The organism is Sphingomonas sp. G5 (genome assembly GCF_052660795.1).
The window spans coordinates 690,731-714,397 of record NZ_CP109660.1; the positions used below are offsets into that span (position 1 = coordinate 690,731).

At 67.8% G+C, this 23,667-nt stretch carries 28 protein-coding genes; 25 read left to right on the forward strand and 3 right to left on the reverse strand.

The genetic code is table 11. From position 1 onward, the window contains the following. Nucleotides 1-7: 7 nt before the first annotated feature. Together NE358_RS03375 and NE358_RS03380 are read left to right on the forward strand one after the other, a co-directional pair. Nucleotides 8-1,195 carry a sensor histidine kinase gene (locus NE358_RS03375; protein ID WP_289941488.1) on the forward strand — a complete coding sequence of 396 codons (1,188 nt, stop codon included), beginning with the start codon at nucleotides 8-10 and terminating at the stop codon, nucleotides 1,193-1,195. Then, on the forward strand, nucleotides 1,192-1,794 hold the full coding sequence (locus NE358_RS03380) for a response regulator transcription factor (protein WP_103206633.1): 603 nt from the start codon (nucleotides 1,192-1,194) through the stop codon (nucleotides 1,792-1,794). Before NE358_RS03375 ends, NE358_RS03380 begins: the two co-directional genes overlap by 4 nt. Before the next feature lie 102 nt (nucleotides 1,795-1,896). Here NE358_RS03380 and NE358_RS03385 read toward each other — a convergent pair whose 3' ends face one another. After that, entirely contained in the window at nucleotides 1,897-2,334 is a 438-nt protein-coding gene (locus NE358_RS03385) for an ImmA/IrrE family metallo-endopeptidase (protein WP_103206632.1), read from the reverse strand. A 17-nt stretch (nucleotides 2,335-2,351) separates the two neighbouring features. Further along, a complete protein-coding gene (locus tag NE358_RS03390) occupies nucleotides 2,352-2,774 on the reverse strand; it encodes a helix-turn-helix domain-containing protein (protein ID WP_103206631.1) in 423 nt (140 codons plus the stop codon). Between the two features lie 85 nt (nucleotides 2,775-2,859). Here NE358_RS03390 and NE358_RS03395 point away from each other — a divergent pair, with 85 nt between their 5' ends. The 21 genes from NE358_RS03395 (at nucleotide 2,860) to NE358_RS03495 (ending at nucleotide 21,500) form a co-directional block, all read left to right on the forward strand. Beyond that, nucleotides 2,860-3,021, forward strand: a complete 162-nt coding sequence (locus tag NE358_RS03395) for a hypothetical protein (RefSeq protein ID WP_180993375.1) — start codon at nucleotides 2,860-2,862, stop codon at nucleotides 3,019-3,021. Nucleotides 3,022-3,193: 172 nt separating this feature from the next. Next, nucleotides 3,194-3,484, forward strand: a complete 291-nt coding sequence (locus NE358_RS03400) for a phosphopantetheine-binding protein (RefSeq protein WP_103206630.1) — start codon at nucleotides 3,194-3,196, stop codon at nucleotides 3,482-3,484. A 39-nt stretch (nucleotides 3,485-3,523) separates the two neighbouring features. After that, nucleotides 3,524-4,744, forward strand: coding sequence for a beta-ketoacyl-[acyl-carrier-protein] synthase family protein (locus NE358_RS03405; protein WP_289941499.1), 1,221 nt, complete (start codon nucleotides 3,524-3,526; stop codon nucleotides 4,742-4,744). Continuing rightward, the gene (locus NE358_RS03410; RefSeq protein WP_289941501.1) at nucleotides 4,741-5,631 is read left to right on the forward strand and encodes a hypothetical protein; all 891 of its coding nucleotides are present in this window, start codon (nucleotides 4,741-4,743) and stop codon (nucleotides 5,629-5,631) included. The genes NE358_RS03405 and NE358_RS03410 overlap by 4 nt, the downstream gene beginning before the upstream one ends. Before the next feature lie 62 nt (nucleotides 5,632-5,693). After that, nucleotides 5,694-6,686 (forward strand): DUF4872 domain-containing protein, encoded by a 993-nt coding sequence (locus NE358_RS03415; protein WP_289941503.1) that lies wholly within the window; start codon nucleotides 5,694-5,696, stop codon nucleotides 6,684-6,686. Next, nucleotides 6,683-7,285, forward strand: a complete 603-nt coding sequence (locus NE358_RS03420) for a 4'-phosphopantetheinyl transferase family protein (protein ID WP_289941505.1) — start codon at nucleotides 6,683-6,685, stop codon at nucleotides 7,283-7,285. Before NE358_RS03415 ends, NE358_RS03420 begins: the two co-directional genes overlap by 4 nt. After that, complete coding sequence (locus NE358_RS03425) at nucleotides 7,282-8,469, forward strand: ABC transporter permease (RefSeq protein WP_289941506.1); 1,188 nt, start codon at nucleotides 7,282-7,284, stop codon at nucleotides 8,467-8,469. Before NE358_RS03420 ends, NE358_RS03425 begins: the two co-directional genes overlap by 4 nt. A gap of 62 nt (nucleotides 8,470-8,531) precedes the next feature. Then, nucleotides 8,532-8,948: an acyl-CoA thioesterase gene (locus NE358_RS03430; RefSeq protein ID WP_289941512.1), complete on the forward strand. Its 417-nt coding sequence runs from the start codon at nucleotides 8,532-8,534 to the stop codon at nucleotides 8,946-8,948. Beyond that, nucleotides 8,935-10,377: a phytoene desaturase family protein gene (locus NE358_RS03435; RefSeq protein WP_289941514.1), complete on the forward strand. Its 1,443-nt coding sequence runs from the start codon at nucleotides 8,935-8,937 to the stop codon at nucleotides 10,375-10,377. Before NE358_RS03430 ends, NE358_RS03435 begins: the two co-directional genes overlap by 14 nt. After that, nucleotides 10,374-11,462, forward strand: coding sequence for a beta-ketoacyl-[acyl-carrier-protein] synthase family protein (locus NE358_RS03440; RefSeq protein WP_289941515.1), 1,089 nt, complete (start codon nucleotides 10,374-10,376; stop codon nucleotides 11,460-11,462). Before NE358_RS03435 ends, NE358_RS03440 begins: the two co-directional genes overlap by 4 nt. Before the next feature lie 5 nt (nucleotides 11,463-11,467). Next, a complete protein-coding gene (fabG, locus tag NE358_RS03445) occupies nucleotides 11,468-12,208 on the forward strand; it encodes a 3-oxoacyl-ACP reductase FabG (RefSeq protein WP_258027863.1) in 741 nt (246 codons plus the stop codon). An 8-nt stretch (nucleotides 12,209-12,216) separates the two neighbouring features. Continuing rightward, nucleotides 12,217-12,663, forward strand: coding sequence for a 3-hydroxyacyl-ACP dehydratase FabZ (fabZ, locus tag NE358_RS03450; protein ID WP_103207078.1), 447 nt, complete (start codon nucleotides 12,217-12,219; stop codon nucleotides 12,661-12,663). Beyond that, a complete protein-coding gene (locus tag NE358_RS03455) occupies nucleotides 12,660-13,355 on the forward strand; it encodes an ABC transporter ATP-binding protein (RefSeq protein ID WP_289941520.1) in 696 nt (231 codons plus the stop codon). The genes fabZ and NE358_RS03455 overlap by 4 nt, the downstream gene beginning before the upstream one ends. Then, a complete protein-coding gene (locus NE358_RS03460) occupies nucleotides 13,352-14,062 on the forward strand; it encodes a flavodoxin family protein (protein ID WP_141375218.1) in 711 nt (236 codons plus the stop codon). Before NE358_RS03455 ends, NE358_RS03460 begins: the two co-directional genes overlap by 4 nt. Before the next feature lie 49 nt (nucleotides 14,063-14,111). Further along, on the forward strand, nucleotides 14,112-15,320 hold the full coding sequence (locus NE358_RS03465; RefSeq protein WP_289941523.1) for an ABC transporter permease: 1,209 nt from the start codon (nucleotides 14,112-14,114) through the stop codon (nucleotides 15,318-15,320). A 34-nt stretch (nucleotides 15,321-15,354) separates the two neighbouring features. Further along, nucleotides 15,355-16,827, forward strand: a complete 1,473-nt coding sequence (locus NE358_RS03470) for a carotenoid oxygenase family protein (RefSeq protein WP_289941526.1) — start codon at nucleotides 15,355-15,357, stop codon at nucleotides 16,825-16,827. Between the two features lie 49 nt (nucleotides 16,828-16,876). Next, nucleotides 16,877-17,776: an ABC transporter ATP-binding protein gene (locus NE358_RS03475; RefSeq protein ID WP_289941527.1), complete on the forward strand. Its 900-nt coding sequence runs from the start codon at nucleotides 16,877-16,879 to the stop codon at nucleotides 17,774-17,776. 11 nt (nucleotides 17,777-17,787) lie between these two features. Next, nucleotides 17,788-18,651, forward strand: coding sequence for an ABC transporter permease (locus NE358_RS03480; RefSeq protein ID WP_246077932.1), 864 nt, complete (start codon nucleotides 17,788-17,790; stop codon nucleotides 18,649-18,651). Continuing rightward, nucleotides 18,624-20,735: a GNAT family N-acetyltransferase gene (locus NE358_RS03485; RefSeq protein ID WP_289941531.1), complete on the forward strand. Its 2,112-nt coding sequence runs from the start codon at nucleotides 18,624-18,626 to the stop codon at nucleotides 20,733-20,735. The genes NE358_RS03480 and NE358_RS03485 overlap by 28 nt, the downstream gene beginning before the upstream one ends. Before the next feature lie 142 nt (nucleotides 20,736-20,877). Beyond that, nucleotides 20,878-21,096, forward strand: coding sequence for a hypothetical protein (locus NE358_RS03490; protein ID WP_219728499.1), 219 nt, complete (start codon nucleotides 20,878-20,880; stop codon nucleotides 21,094-21,096). Beyond that, nucleotides 21,093-21,500 (forward strand): ASCH domain-containing protein, encoded by a 408-nt coding sequence (locus NE358_RS03495; protein ID WP_180993369.1) that lies wholly within the window; start codon nucleotides 21,093-21,095, stop codon nucleotides 21,498-21,500. The genes NE358_RS03490 and NE358_RS03495 overlap by 4 nt, the downstream gene beginning before the upstream one ends. Before the next feature lie 9 nt (nucleotides 21,501-21,509). Here the strand turns inward: NE358_RS03495 and NE358_RS03500 are convergent, their stop codons facing one another. Beyond that, entirely contained in the window at nucleotides 21,510-21,917 is a 408-nt protein-coding gene (locus NE358_RS03500; protein WP_103206615.1) for a RidA family protein, read from the reverse strand. 51 nt (nucleotides 21,918-21,968) lie between these two features. Between NE358_RS03500 and NE358_RS03505 the strand changes: the two genes are divergently transcribed. Both NE358_RS03505 and sucC read left to right on the forward strand, forming a co-directional pair. Further along, the gene (locus NE358_RS03505; RefSeq protein WP_103206614.1) at nucleotides 21,969-22,361 is read left to right on the forward strand and encodes a VOC family protein; all 393 of its coding nucleotides are present in this window, start codon (nucleotides 21,969-21,971) and stop codon (nucleotides 22,359-22,361) included. A gap of 138 nt (nucleotides 22,362-22,499) precedes the next feature. Further along, nucleotides 22,500-23,663: an ADP-forming succinate--CoA ligase subunit beta gene (gene sucC / locus NE358_RS03510; RefSeq protein ID WP_103206613.1), complete on the forward strand. Its 1,164-nt coding sequence runs from the start codon at nucleotides 22,500-22,502 to the stop codon at nucleotides 23,661-23,663. The last annotated feature ends 4 nt before the right edge of the window (nucleotides 23,664-23,667 follow it).

Consider the following 23,667-nt stretch of genomic DNA (forward strand, 5'->3'; position numbering starts at 1 on the left):
GGCGGGTGTGAGCGCCCCCGCACCCGCACCCCTCCGCACTCCCGCGGCGACCTACGCCCGTGACGTCCGCGTCACCTGGTGGTACACCGCCGCCTCGGTGATGTTCCTGCACGTGTTCGCCCTCTTCCTCTGGACGTTCGTCGTCGTCATGCGGGGGACGCCGCTCGACATCGCGCTGGTCCTGATCGGGGCGGCCGGGTCGATGGCATCCGGAGTCCTTCTGCTCGTGCACTACCGCCGCGAGCCCCTCGACGACGGCGACGACTCGGCGCGGCGCCGGGTCTGGCCCCTCGTGCTGGTGGGGATCGCCTCGGCGGCGGTGTTCGGCCTGGGGGCGGGATCCGTGCTCGTCGCGGTGGCCCTCGCGGCGCAGGCGCTGTGCACGGTGCGGTGGCGGGGCGGCATCCGGCTGCGGCTCGTCGTGCTGCTGCTGGTCGTGATCGTGGCGGCGTGGGTCGTCGAGGCCACGCGCCTGAATCCCGACGGCTACCTCACCCTGACCTTCGCCCTGCCGTTGTTCGCGTCGATGCTCGCGCCGCTGACCGCCACCTCGCTCTGGTGGTGGGACATCGTGCGCGAACTCGACCGCGCCCGCCGCGCCGAGGGTCGCCTCGCCGCCGCGCAAGAGCGGCTGCGCCTCGCCGGCGACCTGCACGACCTGCAGGGCCACCACCTGCAGGTGATCGCGCTGCAGCTCGAGCTCGCCGAGAAGATGATGGGGCGGGATCCGGATGCCGCTGTCGAACAGGTCCGCGCCGCTCGCGCGAGCGTCGACGAAGCTCGACGCGGCACGCGGGATCTGGCCGCGCGGTTCCGCGGCGTGCCCCTGCCCGACGAACTCGCCAACGCCGCCGACCTGCTCCGCGCCGCGGGCCTCACCGTCGACCTGCTGGTCGATACCGAGGCCGGTCGCGCGCCGGCGGACGTGCTCGGGCCGGTGGTGCGCGAGTCCACGACGAACGTGCTGAAGCACGGCGGCGGGGTGTCGGCATCCCTCTCCCTCGCCCGTCATGAGGGGTCGTGGGTGCTGATCGTCGAGAACGACGCGCGGGGGGCCGCGTCTGTCGTCGGCGATGGGGCGGGGCTGTCGGGAATCGTCGAACGCGTGGGTTCGGTGGGAGGGGCAATGGATGCCACCCGCCTCGGCGACCGATTCCGCCTCACTGTCCGCGTGCCCGAGGGGGTGACGGCATGATCCGCGTGCTCATCGCCGACGACGAAGACATGATCCGCACAGCGCTCGCCGCCCTGCTGCGGTTGGAGGACGACCTCGAGGTCGTCGCCGAGTGCCGCGACGGCGAGACCGCCGTGGCCGAGGCGCAGCGTCTGAAGCCCGACGTGTGCCTGCTCGACCTCGAGATGCCCGGGCTCGACGGCGTCGACACCGCGGCGAAGATCCTGCGGAGCGTGCCCTCTCGCTGCGTGATCGTCACGCGGCACGCGCGGCCGGGGGTGCTGCGGCGGGCGCTCGGTGCGGGAGTGAGCGGATTCCTGTCGAAGTCGCGACCGGCGGACGACGTGGCGGCCGTCATCCGCGAGGTCGCGGTCGGGCGCCGGTACGTCGACCCCGAGGTCGCGGCCGACGCGCTGAGCGACGAGCGCAGCCCGCTCACCGACCGGGAGCTCGACGTGCTGCGAGCCGGCGCACGAGGGCAGACGGTTGCCGAGATCGCGGCATCCCTCCATCTGTCGGCGGGGACGGTGCGCAACCACGTGTCGTCGGTGCTCGGCAAGCTCGGACTCGCGAGTCGGCAGCAGGCGACGATCCACGCGCGCGAGCGGGGGTGGATTTAGTCGGTGCATCCGACGGGCGAGGGGACGAGTCGGTGGCGACCGTGACGCGGCCGTCGCGAGCGAACGGAGGGGACGAGCGCGGAGGAGCCGACGCACGCGGCGTCACGATGCCCAACGCTCGGCCGAGTGGAACTGGCCGCGCCCCAGCCGGGCGCGCGTATAGGTGACGCCGCGCAGACGCGTGAGGTCGTTCTCGAGGAAAACGCGCAAGAGCTTGGGCGTCACGCCCAGTTCTTCGGCGATGTCGTTCTCGGGCAAACCCATCGCTTCGAGCCGGGCGAATCGCTCCGGATCGACGAGGAGCCGAGCGGCGTACGCGTCGGCGGCGGCCTCCGCACGGGGATCACCCGGGCCCCGGTGTCCGTGAAAGGCGTGTCCGAGTTCGTGTGCGACGACGCAGGCGCGCTCGACGGGGGTGAGGGTGAAGTCATACACGATCATGCGACGCTCGTGATCGTAGAAGCCCCGATAGGGTTCGGGGAGATGAGCGACGTGAACGGTGACCCCGAGGCGTGCCGCGAGGGCGAGTAGTTCTCGCAAGGCTCCTCCGTCGATGATCAGTCGGTCGACCTCGTCCTCTCGTCGGTGTTGGCGGCGTCGAGGAGACCGGGAGAGACGTGACCGAGGTAGGTCACGTTGTCTGTTTCGTCGAGGGTACGAGGGGCTTCCGACATGGAGGCGAGCAGCTTGACGAGGCCGTCGTGCGGCGAGCCGCTCGACGTGGAGCCGTCGTCGCTGTAGTCGACGAGGGCCATGTCGACGATCTCGCGCGTCGGCACGCGCAGGACCGCCGCGATGCGCTCGAGCTCGGAGACCGTGGTCTCGTTCACCCCGTCTTCGCGTCGCTTCAAGTTCGACAGGGGGATGCCGGTTTGCCGCGCGAGAGCCTCGCGCGTGACATCTCTGCGCCGACGCGCCGCCCGGATCGCCGAACCCAGATGCCGGTCGAACGGGTGGGGCGTCTTCTTCTTACGGGCCATGCCCCCAGCGTAGGAGAGTCCTCCCGTTTCACCGGGCGGGTGAAATCGTTTGAGGGAGTCAAACGTGACCCTCTAGCATTCAAACATGACCACTGAGGCGCGCGGGGAGCACCCGACAACGGACGAACAGGGCGCGCTTCCCGGCGGCGATCGCGGCGCGTGCTCGAAGCGAGATATGTCGGTGCGTGAATTCCTCGCGGAAGGCGCGCGGCGCGGCGTCACGACGGAACAGATGTTCCCGGAGTGAGGCATTCGAGGCATCCGGTCCCCCCGGCGTCGGGTACGTCGTCGTCGCGGCACACGCCCGAGCGGCCCGCTCGGGTAACCGAAAGCCGGTTCACCGCCCGCATCGGGCCCCGACCATCCGCCCAGCCGCCTCGCCGATGTTTCGACCCACTGCAAGAGACGAAGGAAATGACATGACCGAACAGACCATCGAGCGAGAGATCGTCTCGGCCATCGTCGAACGACTGGGGCTCGAGATCGATCCTGTCGACGTCGACCTCGACGCGCCGATCTTCTCTTCCCTGGCGGAGGGAACGGAACACGAGGAGTCCTCGCTCAACCTCGACTCCATTGACATCCTCGAGGTCGTCCTCGCCCTCAACGCGACCTTCGATGTCGAACTCCCCGACGATCAACCCGAGGTCTTCACGTCCGTTCGTACGATCGCGGATTACGTGCGCGCGCACCGCGTCGACGCCGCCTGATCGGCGCCCGCTGACCACCGTCGAGAGGCTCCACCGAGGATGAGCACACGCGTATACGTCACCGGCGTCGGGTTGCTGAGTCCGATCGGGAACACGATGAGCGAATTCACCGAATCGCTCCGCGCGGGATCGAGCGGATTTCGGGCGATCCCGTACTTCGACACCGCAGCCTTCCCGTTCGACCGTGGAGCGGTCATCACCGAGTTCCCGGCGGAACTCACGACCCTCGTGGCGGAGCATCCCGAGTGGGAAACCGCGGAGCACTACGGCGTGCACTGTGCGGCCGTCGCGCTTGCCGACGCCGGGTTCGCCGTCGAAGCGCTCGACCCGTTCCGCACGGCCGTGGTCATCGCTTCGTCGAACGCGGGCGTCGAGACGAATCACACGTACGCGCAGCAGAAGCTCCGCGACGAAGTGATCCCGGGGGCGACCGTCGTGCGAACGCCCGCGACGGTCACCGCGACGATCCGCCGTGCGTTCGGATTGCGCGGGCCCCAAGCCGCGGTCTCCACCGCCTGCGCGGCCGGAAGCAACGCCGTCGGCCGCGCCTACGACTTCATCACGACCGGGCAGGCGGACGTGGCCATCGCGGGCGGTGCGGAACCGTTCTCGATGCTTTCCTTCTCCGGCTTCACCCTGCTCAAGTCGCTGACGCACGACGCCGTGCGGCCGTTCGACGAAGGGCGAGACGGTACGGGTCTGGGAGAAGCGGCATGCGTGTTCGTCCTGGAGAGCGCGGAGTCCGCGATCGCGCGCGGCGCGACGATCTACGGCGAAGTCTGCGGCTACGGCCTCTCCGACGACGCCTTTCACGCGACTGCCCCCGATCCGAGCGGAACCGGTGCCGTTCTGGCGATCACGCAGTGTCTCGCCGACGCCCGGATACGGCCGGAGGACGTGGACTACATCAACGCTCACGGAACCGGAACGCGTTACAACGACGCCATGGAACTCGCCGCGCTGACCCGCGTGTTCGGAGACAGCCTGGCACGTATCCCCATCAGCTCGACGAAGCCGCTGCACGGACACACTCTCAGCTGCGCGGGCAGTCTGGAGATGCTCGTGTGTCTCGCCGCGCTCGAGGGTGGTTTCGTTCCCGGCAACATCGGCACCACGGAGCCGATGCACGAATTCGCCGGACTCGACATCCCACACACCTCCCGCGACGTCGATGGGATGAGCGTCGCGATCTCCACCTCGTTCGGGTTCGGGGGGAACAACACCTGCGTCGCCCTCCGGAGGGTGAGGCGGGGAGAGTGATCGACGCACCGACGTCGCTCGCGCGACATTCTCATCCTGCTCTCGCGCCCGCGGGAATGATCTTCGACGCGTTGGACATCTCCGTCGAGCCGAGCGCGGTCGTGGTCATGGCATCCGGAATCCGGTACGCCGATCCGGACGGCCTCGATGACTTCGGCGGACTCGATGCGGCATTCGATCTCTTCGAGGCCGCGGGGTTCAATTGCGAGCAGTTCCGGAGCATGGACGCCGGGCCGTTCCTCGATGCCGCTCGTCGGGAACACGCTCTCGCCGAGCGGCGCTGGAGAGCGACACCGTTCTACTCCCTCCATCCCGAGTGCGACCCGGTGAGCGGGGCGACGACCGTGCGCCCTGTCGCTCTGAGCGAATTCGGCGACACGACCGTGCGGATCACCTCGACGTTCGCCGACTGGACGGCGTCCTACGAGGATCTGCTGCGCGGCGAATCGTCCCTGTGGGGATACGCGGCGCCCGTGCCCTCGCTGCGAGCGATCCTGGCACCCGCGCGCTACGACCTCGCCGCGCGGGCCCGACGGTCCCTCCGACTCCTCTTCCTGCGAATGGCGACGGCCCGGGACGGCCTGTCCCGACTCGAGTCGTTCGTCTCGAGCCGCCCTCTGCGCGAGAAGACCCAGGCGTACCGGCGCGGCATGGCGGCGATGGGCGCCGGCGACGACTCGTTCCACCGCTCCGTGCTCGTGGCGGCGATCGAGTCGTACGGCACGGCAACGGTTCCCGATGAGACACACGCGGGCTTCGCCCGCTCGGCCGCGCTGCACCTCGAGTTCCTGGACGGCGCCGATGCGGCGCTCGCCGAGATCGCCCGCGTCGAGCGCGCCGCGCTCGCCGCCCATGCACGCGGTGTCGCGGGACGGGTCTGCTCATGAAACTCACGCCACGCACGCAATGGCCCGACCCCTACCTCAGAGGGTCCCATTGCTTCTCGACCATGATCAGAAACGCGTTCCTCGGGACGGAGTTCGTCTTCGATGAAGAGCTCGCGTACGTCATCGGCGGCGGACTCGGGCTGCTGTTCCACCGCGACGGCGACACCTACTACATCAACAGTCGCATTCACGACCTCGAGCACTTCTTCGCGCGACGAACGGGCTCGCGCATCGAGTTCGTCTCCCACGCCACGGCGGACGCGATGCTGGCCCGCACCCGTGAGTGGGCAGACGCGGGCACGCTCCCGTACCTGTACTGCGAAGCGCGAGAACTGTCGACTTTCCGCGGCGTGCTTCCCTGGGAGGAGGTCCACGCCTTCGGCGAGCACGCGTTGCCGGTGCGGTCGGTCTCGGCGGCCGGCTCGTTGCTCGTGAACGACTACCTGTGGGCGCATCCGATAGAGATGGACGCGGAGGAGGTCGCGACGGCGGCGGCGATGCCGAGTGACGGTGCGATCTTGATGGCCTGCCCTGCCCGCCGATTCGCGGTCGGCCGGCTCATCCCGCCCGAGCACGTGCCCGACGTCCGCGAGGTACTCGCCCTGTCCCTCGTCGAGAGCGCGGAGCTCTTCCTTAACCCCGCGAACAACAGCCAGGGGGAGCGGGCTCTCAAGGCCTTCGAGCGAGAACTGGCATCGATGCCCGACACGGTGACTCCCCTCGTCATGCAGGTCGAGCTGGTGTCGATGGCGACGACGCTGGAGAAGATCGGTTCCGGTGGCGGTGCCGGGCGGCACCTGTTCGCACGGGGTCTCCGGGCCGCCTCGACGCACCTGGACAACGGCCGTCTCGCGGCGATCGCTACGGAGTACGCCGCCCTCGGCGGGAGGTGGCGTGCACTCGCTCGGGGCATGCGCGCCCACGCCGCACAGCAGGATCCGCGCGTCGGATGGGCGAGCGTGATCACCGCGGTGCGCGAGATCCGGCGGCGCGAGGTCATCGCCGTCACCGAACTGCTGCGCGTCAGCTCCGCTCTCCTGGGGGAGGCCGCGTGATCGTCGCACAGTGGACCGATCGCTCCGAGTACGGCGCGGGTGGACGGCCGTTGCGCCGTGCGGCCGGTCGGGCGCTGCTCTCGGACACGGCACGACTTCTGGGGCTCGGCGGCCTGCGGGTACGCCGTCGTCCCGGCCAACGACCCGAGGCCGAGACTCCCGGCGTCTGGTTCTCGATGTCGCACACGGGCGACCTGACGGTGTGCGCCGTGGCGACGAGCAACGTGGCCATCGATATCGAGCAGCAGAATGCGCGACGGGAGCGTCGCATGGTGAGCGGTCCACCGGTCCGCTTCTTCACTGCAGCGGAGCGGGAGCTCATCGCACGCGACCCCTCTCGCCTGCTTCCCGTCTTCACGGCCAAGGAGGCGTGGGCGAAGTATCTCGGCCTCGGCCTCGCCCTCGGGTTCGGCAGCTTCGATGAGGCCAGCGTTGTCGCTCGCGACCCGGGTGTCGAGTTCACGCGGGTTTTCATCGACGGCACGGTAGGCACCGCGGTCCACAGGGCGGGAGAGGGCCTCGTCATCCGCCGGCGATCGCTGCGCCCGGAACAGCTCGCGGCGGGGGCCGACATCGATCGAGCGGAGCGGGCGCGATGATCGGAATCGCCGTACGAGACGTGGTCCACTACCGGCGTGAGACGGTCGGCGTCGTCGCGCAGGTGGCCGTGGGTATCGCGCTCTTCGTCATCGCTCTGTCGTTCGTCGCAGCGATCGGGCAGAACGCGGATCGACTGCTCTTCGGCACCGTCGGGGCGCCCTGGCTCGTGCAGCCGGCAACGCGCGATGACGTCCTCTCGGTCGACGCACACGAGATGTCGGACATCGCCGCTGCCGTGGGGGCGACGTCCGTCCATTCGCGCCTGGATCTGAGTGCCAACCTCGAGAGCCCCTCGGCCTCCCCGGATCGGCCGGCGAGCGCATCCGTGACTCTCGTCGGCGCGGACCTGGCAGCCGAACGCACGCTGGCCGAGAACTTCGGACTCCCTCCAGAGCCGCTCGGCGCCGATCGCATCGTGCTCACCGACAACGTCGCCCGGCAACTCGGAGTCGCCTCTGGTGATGTGCTCGTCATCTCGATTGGCGCCGCCCGACTCACGTACACCGTCGACGCGGTGGTCACGGCATCCACACCCAGCTTCACCCTCGAGAGCTGGGTGCTCGTCGATCGAGAGTCGCTCGCCCGGAAAGTCTTCGGCGACGCCGACCGAGCCAACGAATTGCTGATCGATGCACCGCAGACCAGCACCGTCCGCTCCGAGATCGACGCCGCAACCGCCGGCCTCGGCTGCGCGACCACACTCTCCCTCTGGTCGGACACGATGTGGTCGTCCCTCATGCTCGGACCGGCGATCTGGGGTGTCGTGCTCGTCGCGGCGTCGACCTTCACCTTCTTGATCATCTGCATCGGCTTGACCTCGCTCGTCTACTCCGCCTTGCTCGCCCGCGTCGCAGACATCGCCGTGCTGAAGACAGCAGGAGCCCGATCGAGTGCGCTGGGGCGGATGTACCTGACCGAGGTCGTCGCCCAGTACGTGATCGGCTACGTCGTCGGCGGCATCCTGGCCGCGGTCCTGATCGCCGGCGCGAATGCCGTCGGTTTCACCTCGACCGACCAGGCGTTCACCTTCGTGGTCGGGGCGACGACTCTGTCCTTCGCGCCGACGTGGTGGGCGTTCCTCGCTCCGCTCGGCATCGGCTTCGTCCTGACCGTCGCCGTGCTCTGGTTCCCCATCCGTTCGCTGTGCCGGTACCCGGTGCTCGACCTCCTGGAGATTCGATGACCGCATCACGGATCGCGCCGCCGAACGAGATCAGGTTCTCGGTCCGTTTCGCCGAAACGGACATGGCCCGCGTCTACCATCACAGCAACACGTTCGTGTGGTTCGAGGCCGGCCGCTTCGCGCTCATCGAAAAGATGATCGGCGGACAGCCGATGATCGAGGTCGACGGGGTACCGATCTTCGCCCCCGTCACGAAGACTCGTGTCTCGTTCACGGGCTTCGCCAGGTTCGGCGACGAGCTGCGGCTCGAGACCTTCATCAAGCCGCAGGAGACCACGAAGCTCGTCTTCTACTACCGACTGACGAAAGTCGTTGACGGAGCCACCGTCGCCCTCGGGACGACCGAACACGTCACTCTCGTGGAGGGCGGGAGATTCCTCTTCCGCTGGCCGGAGGCGGTCGGGGAGAAGATGAAGACGTTCTTCTCCGAGAATCCCGGCGTGGTGACCGACGGGCGGGGTTTCGATGCGAAGCTCTGATGTCGTGGTCGTCGGCGCCGGAATGGCCGGTCTCGTCGCCGCGGCGCGAATGCTCCACCACGGTCACCGCGTCGTCGTCGTGGAGCGCACAGGTCAGGCGGGCGGTTACTTCGGCGGCTTCGAGAACGAGGCGGGAGACCGATTCGATCTGGCCGTCTCGCATCTCCTCGGCGGAGGGGAAGGCGAGTCCCTCGCTCGCTTGCTCGCGTCGCTCGACCTGAGTGCCGCGGTGGAGTTGGAACCGTTCGACATCGCTGACATCCTCACGATCGGCGAGCGGCGTATCGAAATGCCGATCGGACTGGACCGACTCGAGAAGGAGCTCGCGCGAGAGTTCCCGGCATCCGTCGACGACCTGGCCCGCTTCTTCGACTTCCTGCGGTCGTTTCTCAGCGACGACTCAGCAGATCCTCGCGAACGCGGACGCTTCATGATGCGCCATCACCGTCGCGGGTTCGAGGAGTTCTGCCGGGAGACGATCACCGACCCCGAGCTGCGGACGGCCCTGGCGATGAGGATCCAGTGCGACGACTCATCGCTGCTGGTCATGGCCGGATTCATCACCGAGTGCTACGGCAAGGGGATGGTGTATCCGCGCGGCGGTGTGCGGAACCTCGTCGAATCGATCGTGGACCGCCTGCGGAGCGCGGGCTGCGAGATCATCTTCGACTCCTCGATGACGAACCTGGTCATCGAGGGCAGCCGAGCGAGCGGGGTCGTTCTCGCCGACGGCACGGTGCGACGCGCGGACGTGGTGTTCTTCACCGGGGACGCCCCGAGCCTCGGCGCCCTGCTGGAACGTCACGGTCTCGCCGGCATCGACGCGGGCGGCCGGAGACGAGGGCACTCGTCGCTGAGCCTCTTCCACACTCTCGCCGGCGTCGATCTGACACGCTTCGGTCGTGCCGCGCGTCACTACGTGACTGCGTCGACCGACGTCTTCGAGACCTACCGCGTTCTCGAAACAGGTGCCCTGCCCGAGCACCCGGTCATCAAGGTGCACGTCGTCACCAACATCGATCGCACCGTCGCCGCCCCCGGTCGAGACCTCGTGCGGATCGAGGTCGACATGTACCACGATCCCGACCTCCACGATGCGGATTTCTATGCGGAGTACGCAGATCGCATCGAGGCGACGCTCGCCGGCACGCTCCTGCCCGAACTGCGAACGAGCAGCGTCTATCGACGCATCGTCACACCCATCGACTACGCCGAGTGGTTCGGACACACGGGAGGGTCGGCGACGGGGTGGGCGCACGACGTCGACAACTACATGGTTCGGCGCATCAGCCAGAGGACGAGCCTCGAGAACCTTTTCATCACGGGCCAATGGGGGGAGCACGGCTCGGGATTGCCGCAGCTGATCGCCTCTGCCGACCGGTCCGTCTCCCTCGCGCAACAGCAGCTGAGAAAGCGAGAAAGAGCATGAACGAGCCCCTGGCGATCACCGGCGTCGGCGCGATCTCGTCGCTGGGCCTGTCGGCGAGAGAGCACGCGAAAGACCACGAGAACTGGATCTTCGCCGATGTCGACACGGTGGAGGCCACGTCCTCCGGTTCGATCGGGCACTCGGTCCGTGAGGTGCCGGCGGGGTTCCGGATCCGGGACTACGTCACGTCGGTGGGTCTGCGGCGCAAGCAGAGGTTCAGCCAGCTCGCGATGGCAGCGGCCGTCGACGCGTTCGCGGGGGCCCACTTCGCCGAGCTTCCCGCCGACGCGGAACGGATCGGGATCGTCGCGAACACCGAGTACGGACCGCAGCGGGTCGTCAGCGACTATCTCGACGGCCTGCTCGGGGGCGGGCTCATGAACGCGAGCCCCGCACTGTTCACCCAGACCGTCTACAACGTGGCCAACGGCCAGGCCAGTCTCGCGCTCGGTCTGAAGGGTGCGAACTCGACCCTCGTCGGCGGTTCCGCGGTCGCTTACGGAGCGCAGCTGATCGAGACGGGCAAGGCCGACGCGATCTTCGCGATGTCGCTCGACGAGACGAACGAGATCATGACGGACCACTTCGATGCCGCCGCTGCGGACCTCGACCGCGAGCTTCCCTTCAGCACGGGCGAAGCGGCCGCTGTCGTGGTCCTCGAATCCCCGCGATCGGCCGGGCGACGCGGTGCCGAGCCCATCGCGCACCTCCTCGGGCTCTCCCTCGCCTCGGCGACGAGTGCCGGCGTCAGTTACGTGGACTGGCCGGAGAACGACGACACGATCGCGCACACGATGCGGGCAGCCCTCGGCGATGCGGGACTCGGGGTGGGCGACGTGGACATCGTCGTCGGTACAGCGAACGGACTCGGCGCCATCACCCGGAACGAGATCGCTGCGATCCGGGGGATCGGACACCGAGGTCCTATCGCCCTGCCCCGACTCCTTGCCGGCGAATGCTTCGGCGGCAACGAGGCGCTGGCCCACGTGCTCGCTCTGTCCGCAGCCGAACCCGGCCAGACATTGCTGGTGACGGTATCGACGGTGAACGGCGGCGTCACCTCCGCCCTCGTGAGAAAGGCCTGATCTCAATGCAAGACGCACGAGTGTGTGTGACGGGGGCGACGCGCGGGATCGGCCTCGCGATCGCTGAACGATTCCTCGCGGACGGCGCATCTGTCGCCGTGAACTATCGCAGTGACCGTCCGGAGACCCTCGCCGTTCTGGACCGGCTCGAGAAAGAGCACCCCGGGCGGGTCCTTCCGGTCCGAGCCGATATCTCGTCGTTCGACGAGGTGAAGCGCATGTTCCAGCAGATCAAAGCAGCGTGGGGAGGCCTCGATGTGCAGGTGAACAACGCCGGTCACGCGCAGGACTCTTTCGCGCTCATGATGAGCGAGGACGCCTGGCGATCGGTCGTCGACACGGATCTCTCCGGCACATTCGCGTGCGCCAAGCAGGCCGCGTGGCTCATGGCGGCGCAGAGGTCGGGAACGATCGTCAACATCTCCTCCGTGAGCGCCATCACCAGCCCCGCGGGTCAGGCGAACTACGCGGCAGCCAAGGCCGGGGTTGTCGCCTTCTCGCGGACGCTCGCCAAGGAACTCGCGCGCATGAACATCCGCGTCAATGTGATCGCTCCGGGGTTCGTCGAAACGGAGATGCTCGATCAGCTGCCGTCGGCGATGAAAGACGAGTATCTGGCGCTCATCCCCGACCGGCGATTCGGGAGTGCGGAGGAGATCGCCAACGCCGTCTTCTTTCTCGCGAGCCCTGCGGCTTCGTACATCAACGGGCACTGCCTCGTCGTGGACGGGGGCTTGACCGCATGACCGGGCCGATGAACGCTCCCCGCTCCGCCCCCGTCACCGCCTCTCAGATCATGGAACGGTTGCCGCATCGTCATCCGTTTCTCCTCCTCGATCGCGTCGACGAGCTCGTTCCTGATGTGCGGATCGTCGCCATCAAGAACGTGACGATCAACGAGCCGTACTTCGCCGGACATTTCCCCGGCAACCCGATCATGCCCGGCGTGATGATCATCGAGGCGCTCGCGCAGACGGGCGGCCTGCTCTTCGACATCGGGGGCCGTCTCTGCGTGCTGGCTCGGATCGACGCAGCGCGATTCCGGGGGGTCGTGCGCCCGGGTGACCGGCTCATCCTGACGGCCGACAATCTCGCCCGCCGTGCATCGATGGGCAAGGTGCGTGCGGCCGCCACCGTCGATGGGCGCACCGTCGCGAGCGCCGAGATCAGCTACAGCTTCGTCGAGGGGGCGTCCTCGTGATCGTCGTCGACCATCTCCATCGCACCTATGGTGACGGCCCCGATCTTCTGCACGCGAATCGCGACATCTCTCTTCACGTCTCCTCGGGTGAGTTCGTCGTGCTCGCGGGACCGTCCGGGTCGGGCAAGACCACGCTCCTCAACATCATCGGCGGTCTCGATACTGCATCGTCGGGATCGGTTCGGGTCGACGGCGTGGAGGTGACGGCCCTGTCGCCCCGAGCGCTCGCCGACTTCCGCCGTGACCGCGTCGGATATGTGTTCCAGCGGTCGAACCTCGTCTCATCGCTCTCGGTCTACGACAACGCGGTGTTACAGCTCCGGCTGCAGAAGAGGTTGACCCGTGCGGCGCGTGAGCGTACCCGTGCCCTCCTCGAAGCGGTCGGGCTCGGCGACAAGCTCGACGCGCTCCCCGCGCAGCTATCGGGCGGGCAGCAGCAGCGCGCGGCCATCATCCGCGCGGTCGCGAGCGATACCGCTCTGGTCGTGGCGGATGAGCCGACGGCGAGTCTCGACTCGGTGAGCGCCGACGGGGTTCTCCGGCTCTTACGTCGGCTCAACGACGAGCACGGCGTGACGATCCTCGTCTCGTCTCACGACGACCGTGTGATCGAGACGGGGCGACGCGTGATCCACCTGACCGACGGTGCGATCGTCTCGGATTCGGGAGTCCCCAGCGGAGGTGGGTCGTGAAGATCGTCGCCGTCCACTCGAGCCCGCGGCCGAACACCCTGAGTCACACGCGGGTGCTGCTTTCCGCCGTGCGGGATTACCTGCTCGGTCGTCGACCCGACTGGTCGTTCGACGACATCGCCCTTTGGGGTCGAAGAATCTCGGTGTGCGACGGCAATGGGCGATGCTTCCGCACGGACGGCTGTGTGTTCGACGACGACGTGGAACGGATCATCGAGCAGATGCTCGATGCAGACGGCGTGATCCTGGCGAGTCCGAACTACTGCGCCAACGTGAACTCGACAATGATGACCTTCGTCGAGAGAACGACGCGCCTGAGCCACCGCCGACTGCTCGCGGGAAAGGGAGCGTTGGCGTTGTCGACGTCCGCGAGTCCGGTCGATTCCACTCATGCCTCGGACTATCTCCGACGAGTGCTCGGCAGCTACGGTGCGAGCGTCGTCGAGGCATACAACGTCGGAAGCCCGATGATCGTCTTCGACTATGGCGACTCGGAGCACGGCCGGATGATGCGCCGTCGCGTCGACGACTTCATCGACGCGGTCTCCGATCCATCGCGACATGTTCCGGATGAGAACTTCGGTGTCGATGTGCGGCAGCAGCTGCGCGACAACCCCGAGTTCACGAGGCGGCTGTTCCGCAGCGATGCCGCTTACTTCGCTGCATCCGAACGTCGGGAGGCAGCCGCTCATGGCTCGGACCGATGACTCGTCCTCGCGTCGCGGACACGCAGGCTCCGGTGAGCGAGGAGCGGGTGTGACGGCGCGCTACATCCTGTTCATGGCGTTCGCGATGATCCGCGCCGATCGGCGAACGGTCCGCACCTTCTCGAGCGTGGCCGTTGCGACGCTCGGCCTTCTGCTTTCCTTCGCCGCCATCAACGGCATGGGCACGATGATGACGCAGTCCGCGAAGGACCTCATCAGCGGTGATGTGTCCGGCTTCGCCCCGGGGTACCGGTACTCGATGCTCAACCCCGCGACCGACGTGGTCTCGTACCTCGACGACGCCGGTGGGCAGTTGGTCTCGGATCTGCGGCGATCGACGGGAGTCACCGCCGTCCGGCCGAGGATCACGGCGGGTGCGCAGCTCTCGGCGCGAGGGACCGATACCGGCGTCGTCGTGGTCGGATCGGACACCGCGGCAGAGGGCTATGTGCTCCTTGCGGGCTCGGCACCGAGGGGAGCCGGGGAGGTGTGCATCAATCAGCGGCAACGCGACGACCTCGGCCTCGCGGTCGGCGACACTCTGACGCTGTCCGTCGCGGGCGCGCCGGAGTCCAACGCCTCGACGCCGGTGCGGGTGTCGTGCGTATACGACAACAGTCGGTTCGGCCTGTTCCGCTCCAGCTTCATCGTGATGGACGTCGCCGGCGTGCAGCAGATCCTCCAACGTCCCCACGCGCTGACACAAGTGCTTCTCACGGTGGCGCCGGGGGTCGACGCAGCGGCCGAGACGACGGCGTTGGCGACCCGGTTTCCGGGGGTCGCCTTCTTCACCGCGCGAGACACCGCCGGGCTCATCTTCGGGATCCGGGCGGCCCAACGCACGACCATGTGGGCGCTCGTCGGCGTGATGGCGCTGATCTGCGCGGTGCTCGTCGCGAACGTCGTCGCTTTCGCGCTCCGACGGCAGCGCGGCGAGATCGCCACGATGCGGGCGATGGGCTTCGGGGCGAACGCGGTGCGCGCGGTGTACGCCGCACAGACGTTGATCGTCGGAGCCTCGATGATCGCGGTCGGAACGATCGTGTCGATCGTGAGCGTCGTGATATGCGGGGTGATCGGCATCCCGATCGGGAGTGGCGTGCAACTGTTCGGAGAACGCACGCTTCGGCCGTGGCTCGGCATCGGCGATGTAGCCGTCACCGCCGCGGTGATGCTGATCGCCCTGCTCCTCGGGAACGTCCTCTCCACCCGGAGGATGTTGCGCCTGTCGCCGGTCGCGATCGCTCGCGACGTCTGATCCGCCGTCCATGAACCGAGAGAAGACCGCACCCATGGCTCGTCTGTCGCCTTACCGTCGTGGCCACTTCGCGCCCGTTCGGGAGGAGGTGACCGCCTTCGATCTGCCGGTCACGGGCATCATTCCCGAAGACCTCGACGGGCGTTACCTGCGTAACGGCCCCAACCCGCTCGGTGTCGAGCATCCGCGTTTCCACTACTACCTCGGCGCCGGGATGATCCACGGAGTCCGCATCTCCGGGGGCCGCGCCGAGTGGTATCGCAATCGATGGGTCCGGCAGGCTCCGGTGTCTCGCGCGCTGAGGGAGCCGCGGCGCACCTACCGAGTTTTCGGAGGGATGGATGCCGCATCGAACATCAACGTGATCGGCCACGCGGGAAGGACCCTTTCCCTCACAGAGGGGGGAACACTCCCGTTCGAGCTCACGGACGAACTGGACACTGCCGGCCCATGCGACTTCGAGGGTGATCTGCACGGGGCGATGTCTGCTCATCCGAAGGTCGACCCGGTCACCGGGGACCTCCACAGCCTCGGCTACTTCGCGGGGTCGTCCACGGTGGACTACACCGTGGTCGCAGCAACGGGGGCGGTGGTCCATAGCGAGAGCATCGAGCTCCCGCATGCGACGATGATGCACGATTTCGCGCTGACACCGAGCTACCTCGTCCTCATGGATCTGCCGGTGACCTTCCATGCGCTGTCGGCCGTCGCGGGCGACCCGTTCCCCTTCCGATGGAACCCGAGGGCGGTGGCGCGGCTGGGCCTCCTGCGGCGCGGGAGCTCCGAGGCGGAGCCGAAGTGGTTCGAGATCGAGCCCGTGTGGGTCTACCACACCGTCAACGCGTACGACACGTCGAGCGGCATCGTCCTCGACGTCGTGACGCACCCATCCATGTTCCGCGGACGCACGGGGGAGATCAGCGGTCACGGGACTCCGTCGCTCGAACGCTTCACGATCGACACGCGTACGGGTCGAGTGAGGCGAGAGATTCTCGACGATCGCCCGCAGGAGTTCCCCCGTGTCGATGATCGCGTTCTCGGGCGTCCGCACCGATTCGTCTACACCGCGAGCGCCGCCGCGTTCGTCGACACGTGGAGGCCGCGAGAGCTCGACACGATCGCGGACGCCGAGTTCGACAACGTCCTGTTCCGGCACGACCTCCTGGGCGGTCGTACCCAGCGGCGGAGCTTCCCCCGGGACGCGGCGATCGGAGAGGCGGTGTTCGTGGCGCGACGCGGGGGGACGGGCGCCGAAGACGACGGCTACGTGCTCAGTTACGTGCACGAGCCCGGGAGGGGAGCCAGCGACCTCGTGATCCTGTCCGCCGCCGACTTCGAGGGCGACGAACTGGCACGGGTCCATCTGCCCGCGCGCGTACCGCTCGGGCTCCATGGCAACTGGATCCCGGTGGAAGAGCGCGCCGCCGCAGCGCTCTCCGACGGGGGAGCGACCGCAGTGGATGCGCACGACGTGGCCACTCCGCCCGTCCCGGAGACGGGCCCGTGAGGACGGGACAGCGCCGCGGATGCACGGGGAGAGGGAAGAAGGAGCGCTCATGTCGATAGAGGTCGTCAATCTCTGCAAGGACTACGGGGGACGGCGCGCTGTGCACGACGTGTCCTTTTCTGTGCCGTCGGGTTCCGTCTTCGCGTTCCTCGGGGAGAACGGCGCGGGTAAGTCGACGACGATCGGCTGCATCACGACCACGCTCGCGCCGACGTCGGGCGTGATCTCGGTCAGCGGCTACGACGTGGAGCATCACCCGCACGACGTTCGTGCGAGCATCGGAGCCGTCTTCCAGTCCTCCCTTCTCGACCCTCTGCTCTCCGTGCGCGAGAATCTCGCGGTCCGAGCCGGTTTCTACGGACTCGACACGCGCGAGGCGGGTCGCCGTATCGGAATGCTGTCCGATCTCGTCGGACTCGGCTCATTCCTCGAACGGCGATACGGGACGCTGTCCGGCGGTCAGAAGCGGCGGGCGGACATCGCCCGTGCGCTCGTGCACGAGCCGCGTGTGCTCTTCCTCGACGAGCCCACCGCCGGTCTCGACCCTCAGTCCCGGGAGAGGATCTGGGCGACGATCCACGAGTTGCGCGCGACCGCCGGGACGACGGTCTTCCTCACGACGCATTACATGGAGGAGACAGAGAACGCCGATCGCGTGTGCATCATCGATCGGGGGCGGATCATCGCCGGGGGGACGCCTGCGCAACTGCGCTCTCGATACAGCTCCAGCATCCTCACCGTGCGGTCCGAGGACCACGCCGGGGTGATCGCCGCGTGCCGCGCCCGGGGGATCGATGTCCGTGCGGTGGGTGCTGATCTCGTGATCCCGATGGCGTCGTCGCAGACAGCCAAAGAGCTCCTCGCGGTCCTTCCGATCGACGACTTCGAATTTCGCCACGGAACGATGGACGACGTGTTCCTCACCCTCGTCGGGGGAGCGGACGCATGAGGAGCATCGCCGTGCTGACGACTCGCAACCTCCGCGTGTTCTTTCGAGACCGCGTCGGAGTGTTCTTCTCCTTGCTCTCCGCGCTCATCCTCATCGCGCTCTACGCTCTCTTCCTCGGCGGCATCCAAGTCGACAGCCTCGAAGCGCGGTTCCCGACGGCTCCGGATGCCGATGTCCGATGGTTCGTGAACTCCTGGGTGTTCGCGGGGATCACCATGATCACCACGTTGACGACGTCGATCGCCGCGCTCGGCGTCTTCGTGGACGACAACGTCTCGGGCCGCTTTCGCGACTTCATCGTTTCGCCTATTCGCCGGACTCATCTCATCCTCGGGTACATGATCGCGGGTTTCACGGTCTCCGTCGTGATGACCTCGATCATCATCGCGATCGGCCAGGTGTACCTTCTGACCCAGGGCGACGAGTTGCTGAGCCCCGCCAATGCGGGCGAGACCTGGGGGGCCGTTCTTCTCTCGAGCGCCGCGTTCTCGGCGCTCGCCGCTTTCGCGGTGACGTTCCTGCGGTCCGCGGGAGCATTCACCGCCCTGTCGACCGTCGTCGGGTCGTTGATCGGGTTCTTCTCGGGCGCGTATGTTCCCGCGGGCACCCTGCCGACGTCCGTTGTCGATGGCATCAACCTCCTCCCGTTCGCGCAGGCGGCCATGCTCATCAGACGCCCCTATACCGAGCAGGCGCTCGTCGCGCTCGTCGGGGGACAGGAGGAAACGGCACGCGCCCTTCGCGAGTTCTACGGGATGTCGGCCTCGGTCGGCGGGTTCGCGGTCAGTGCCGGCGTCGCGGTGGGCACGCTCGTGATGGTCGCCGTCGTGTTCGCCTGTCTCGGTGCGTGGCGGTTGTCGCGGACCATCCGGTGATCGTCGTGGTCGACATCCGTGTGTTCGATCCGGTCCGCGACGCGCACCGAGTAGCGGCGTTCTACAACGAAGAGGGGTACGGCCCCATCGCTTCGGGCCGTGCGACAACCGCCGGCATCCTCCTCGACATCCTCACCGAACGCGCCGTGAAGCTGTTCATCGTGGCGGAGCAGCACGGCAGGATCGTCGGGACCCTCGGGTACGCCAGGATGTCCGGTCGCCGCGTCGCCCCGGACGGGCAGCTGTTCGCCGTGATGTTCTTCGTCAGCCCCTCCCTGCGCGCCGGTTTCCTCGTCGGTCGGTTGTTCAACGATTCCTTCGCGCGCTTCGCCGACCTCGGTGCGCGATCCCTGCGCGTCGAAGTCGATCCCGCGAATCGTCGGGCTTTCCCCCTCTACGTCCGTATCGGGTTCCGACTGGTCGGTGACGGACGCCCCGACGAGGACGGCTATCTCGAACTCGTCAACCATCTGCCGGGTGTGGCGGCCGCGCTCCAGCCCGAACGATCATCGATGTCGGGCCCCTCTCGGTACAGTGCCCAGACGATCAGGGAGGCGCGCAGGCAGACCCTGACCAGTGGCGTCGGACGAGATCGAACGGGCGAACCGACGATCTCTTACCACCTCGAGATCGATGGTCGTCCGGTCTCGGCGGTGACCCACGCCGACACCGGAGAGATTTTGTCGGCCACCGTCGGGGGACTCCGGATCGACGGTCGGCGGATCGGCGCGGAGCCCCTCGCCGGTGACTCCCCCGCAGAGGTGGTCCATCCCCTGCCCGGCGGCTTCTCCGCGGTGCTGCAGACTGCGGACGGCGCGATTCGCATCGAGCATCCCCGTCATCTCGGTCCGCTCGCCCTGGATCCGTTCCCCGTGGATCGGCGGATTCCGGCCGGGGTCCGTCGTCCGGCGGCACGGATGGTCACGAGCACCGTGGAGGATCAGCGGTGGATCTCTACCGATGGAGAGATCGTGAGGACCGTCGAGTTCGCACGGGGAGGGCTCGACGTCGCGGTGACGCATCGCGACGGGGAGCGCATCGCGATCTTCCCGTGGTCGGGGTTCCGGGCGGCAACGTTGACGGTCACGTCGCCGTCGGCTGATTCCCCCGCCTCGGCGCATTACATCCGTGGTGTGTGGCCCCGCGATCTCACGGATTTCGAGGCGGCCGCAGAGGATGTCTGCGAGGCGCAGGGTACTCAGGCGGTGTGGATCGAGACGTCGACGGGGCTCGAGCTGCGGATCGAGGTGCATTCCCCCGGACAGTGGCGGATCGAGGGTCCTCATCTTGCTCGCGTCTGCGCCGAGGCGTCGCTGAACTACAGGTATGTTCCCCGAAACGGGTCCGTCTCCGCCATCGCTGCGCGGTCGAGGAACGACGCTCGACGTGGGCGCGAGTCCACAGACCTCCCCGATACCCGTTGTCACGCGCGAGACTCGCCCGTCCGTGTCGAGGCCGCTGCTCGTTGTTCCGCCGCCGATGCCGTCGCCGTCGATGTGAACGAGGGCGTCATGGAATGGAGACTCGGCGGTGTGAGCATCGTGGAGGCGGCACCGCCGGATCGTCGGCTCGGCCCCCTGAGCGGGTTCCGCTCGTCGATGTGGTTCGCGCTGCAGCCCAGCCGGTACGACCCTGATGCGGGTGCGGTGTGGGCTCCGCCCGACCCGCGTCTGAGTTATGGAACCGGGATCGACGCATGGTGGGTCGAACCATGCTCGGGTTCGCATCTCATCCTTCACGCGCGCGCGCGGTGTGCGGGGTCGAGAACGAGCGAGCTCGTCGTGTATCTCGCGGTGCCGGATGCGGAAGCAGAACTCTGGGACCCCGAACAGGGGTGGTATGCGGAGAGCGCAAGCGGATCCACCTGGCGAGCGTGGACGACGCGATGTCGTATGCACACCCCTCACGGAGTGATGGAGATCGAACCGACGGTGGGGCTCTTCCCCGAGATTCTGGTGAGACGGGGGTCATTCGGCGTCGTCCTGGCGATGCACTCGCAGACCGACCTCCTCGGAGTCGAGGCGGCGTGGCACGTGCGTTTCATCGCTCGCGCGTCCGCCTCATCCGCGCCGGCCGATGGGTGATGCGCTCCGGGTGGCACAGGATGCCGCCCGCGCGGCGTCGTCACCCCGCCCGCTGTCGATCGCGGTCGTCCCGAGCCAGACGACCGCCGGGACGTGCGCTCGCGCCTCGACGGCCCCACCCGGGATCGCGTACCGTCGACGCGTGACGAACGGGATCTTCAGCTCGGTGAGATGTGAGACCGAGGTGCGGGAGACCGAGACGCCGTACGTCGACCAGCGGAACATCCACTTCTCCGTCAACCGGTGCGGCTTCCACATCGTCGAGTTCTTTCACCCCGGGCAGCGCCCCGAGGCCGGGAGCGAGGGCGATCGCCGCGGCCCCGACCGCATGTTCCGGTTCGAGAAGCGGATGCCGGCATGAGCGGCGGCCTGCCCGCGATCGAGTTCATGTTCCCCGGGGCGGGGCGCGACCGGATCGTCGCGGCGATCCGTGCGGGAGAGAAGACGGCGACCAGCTCGCTCGTGCGGGAGTATCTGGTCGCGGGAGACCCGCTGCCTGCCGTCGGGGACCGCGGCGCGGTGGTCGACTCGGCCGGTGAACCGGTGTGCGTCATCGAGACGACCGGGGTGGAGATCGTCGCTCTGCGGGACGTCTCGCTCACCCATGCGCTCGACGAGGGCGAGGGATACACGTCCGTCGCGGAGTGGCGCCGCGGACACGTGCGGTTCTGGACCTCGGATGCCATGCGTGAAGAGCTCGGGGATGATTTCGTCGTCGACGACGACACGTCGGTGGTGTTGGAGCGGTTCGCGGTCGTGGGGTGAGCCTCGCGGTCAGTCGACGACCGCGGCGACCGCCTCGATCTCGACCAGCTGGTCGTCGTAGCCGAGAACGGTGACACCCATCAGCGTGCTGGGCACGTCATGGTCGCCGAAGGCGTCGCGGACGACGTCCCAGGCGGTGACGAGGTCGGCCTGGCGGGCGGAGGCGACGAGCACGCGCGTGCTGATGACATCGGTCATCTTCGCGCCGGCCGCGCCCAGAGCCCCCGTCATGGTCTCGACGCATTTCGCCGCCTGCGCCGCGTAGTCGCCCACCCCGGCCGTCGAGCCGTCGTCGTTCAGCGGGCAGGATCCGGCGAGGAAGATCAGCCGGGCGTTCGCCGGAGCGGTGGCGGCGTAGGCGTACTGGGCCGCATCCGACAGGGCGGCGGCGCGGATGAGGGTGACGGCGGAGGGCATGGGGCTCCTGACGGCGAGGCGAATGTCGGGGGTCATCGCCAGACTAGGCGCATGCCTCTGTTCGACCACCTCAGTGTCAGCGTCGCCGACCTGGAACGTGCCATCGCGCAGTTCGATCCGATCCTCACCGCCCTCGGCCTGGAGCGGACGGACGGCGGAAACGGTGCGTCGTGGTACGCCGAGGGCGAGACGGAGCTCATCGTGCTGCCGGCCCGAGACGCGGCATCCGGTCCCCATGAACACGGGCGGGTCGGCTGGCAGCATCTCGCCTTCGCCGTGAGGTCGCGAGCCGAGGTCGACCGCATGCACGCGCTGGCGACGGATGCCGGCTGGACCGTCGTCCGCGAGCCCAAGGAGTACCCCCGGTTCACGCCGACGTACTATGCGTCGTTCGTCGAGAACGCGGACGGCATCCGGATCGAGTTCATGCACAACCCGGGGTGAGCGGCATCCCCTCCCGTCGAAGGGGCAAGGGTCGGGGGTCTCCAGCCCCGTCTAGTAGGGTTGTCGACTGGCGAAGATCTCTTGATATCGAGAGAGTTCGCCTCCTCCCACCACCGATCGCCCAGCGAAGGATTGTCCGTGGATCTCTACGAGTACCAGGCACGTGATCTGTTCGAAAAGTACGAGGTGCCGGTACTCGCCGGCATCATCGCCGACACCCCTGAGGAGGCGAAGGCGGCCGCGGAGAAGCTCGGCGGTGTCGTCGTCGTCAAGGCTCAGGTCAAGACCGGAGGCCGCGGCAAGGCCGGCGGCGTGAAGGTCGCGAAGAACCCCGACGAGGCATTCGAGGCGGCCCAGGCCATTCTCGGCCTCGACATCAAGGGTCACGTCGTCAAGCGCGTCATGGTCGCCGCCGGCGCCCGCATCGCCAAGGAGTTCTACTTCTCGGTGCTGCTCGACCGCGCCAACCGCTCCTACCTCTCGCTCTCGAGCGTCGAGGGCGGCATGGAGATCGAAGAGCTCGCCGTCGAGCGTCCCGAGGCGCTCGCGCGCATCGAGGTCGACCCGATCGAGGGCATCACGCCCGAGAAGGCCCTCGAGATCGCCAAGGCCGCGAAGTTCGACGACGAGCTGGCCCCCAAGGTGGCCGACGTCTTCGTCAAGCTCTTCAACGTCTACAAGGGCGAGGACGCCACCCTCGTCGAGGTGAACCCCCTCATCCAGAGCGAGGACGGCGACATCATCGCCCTCGACGGCAAGGTCTCGCTCGACGAGAACGCCGGCTTCCGCCACCCCGACCACGAGGCGCTCGAAGACAAGGACGCGGCCGACCCGCTCGAGGCCAAGGCCAAGCAGCACGACCTCAACTACGTCAAGCTCGACGGTCAGGTCGGCATCATCGGCAACGGCGCGGGCCTGGTCATGTCGACCCTCGACGTCGTCGCCTACGCCGGCGAGAAGCACAACGGCGTCAAGCCCGCCAACTTCCTCGACATCGGCGGCGGCGCCTCTGCGACCGTCATGGCCGCCGGTCTCGACGTCATCCTCGGCGACGAGCAGGTCAAGAGCGTCTTCGTCAACGTCTTCGGCGGCATCACCTCGTGCGTCGCCGTCGCCGAGGGCATCGTCAAGGCCCTCGAGATCCTCGGTGACGCCGCCACGAAGCCGCTCGTCGTGCGCCTCGACGGCAACCAGGTCGAAGAGGGTCGCCAGATCCTCGCCGCCGCCAACCACCCGCTCGTCACCCTCGCCGCCGGTATGGACGAGGGCGCCGACAAGGCCGCCGAACTGGCCAACGCGTAAGGGA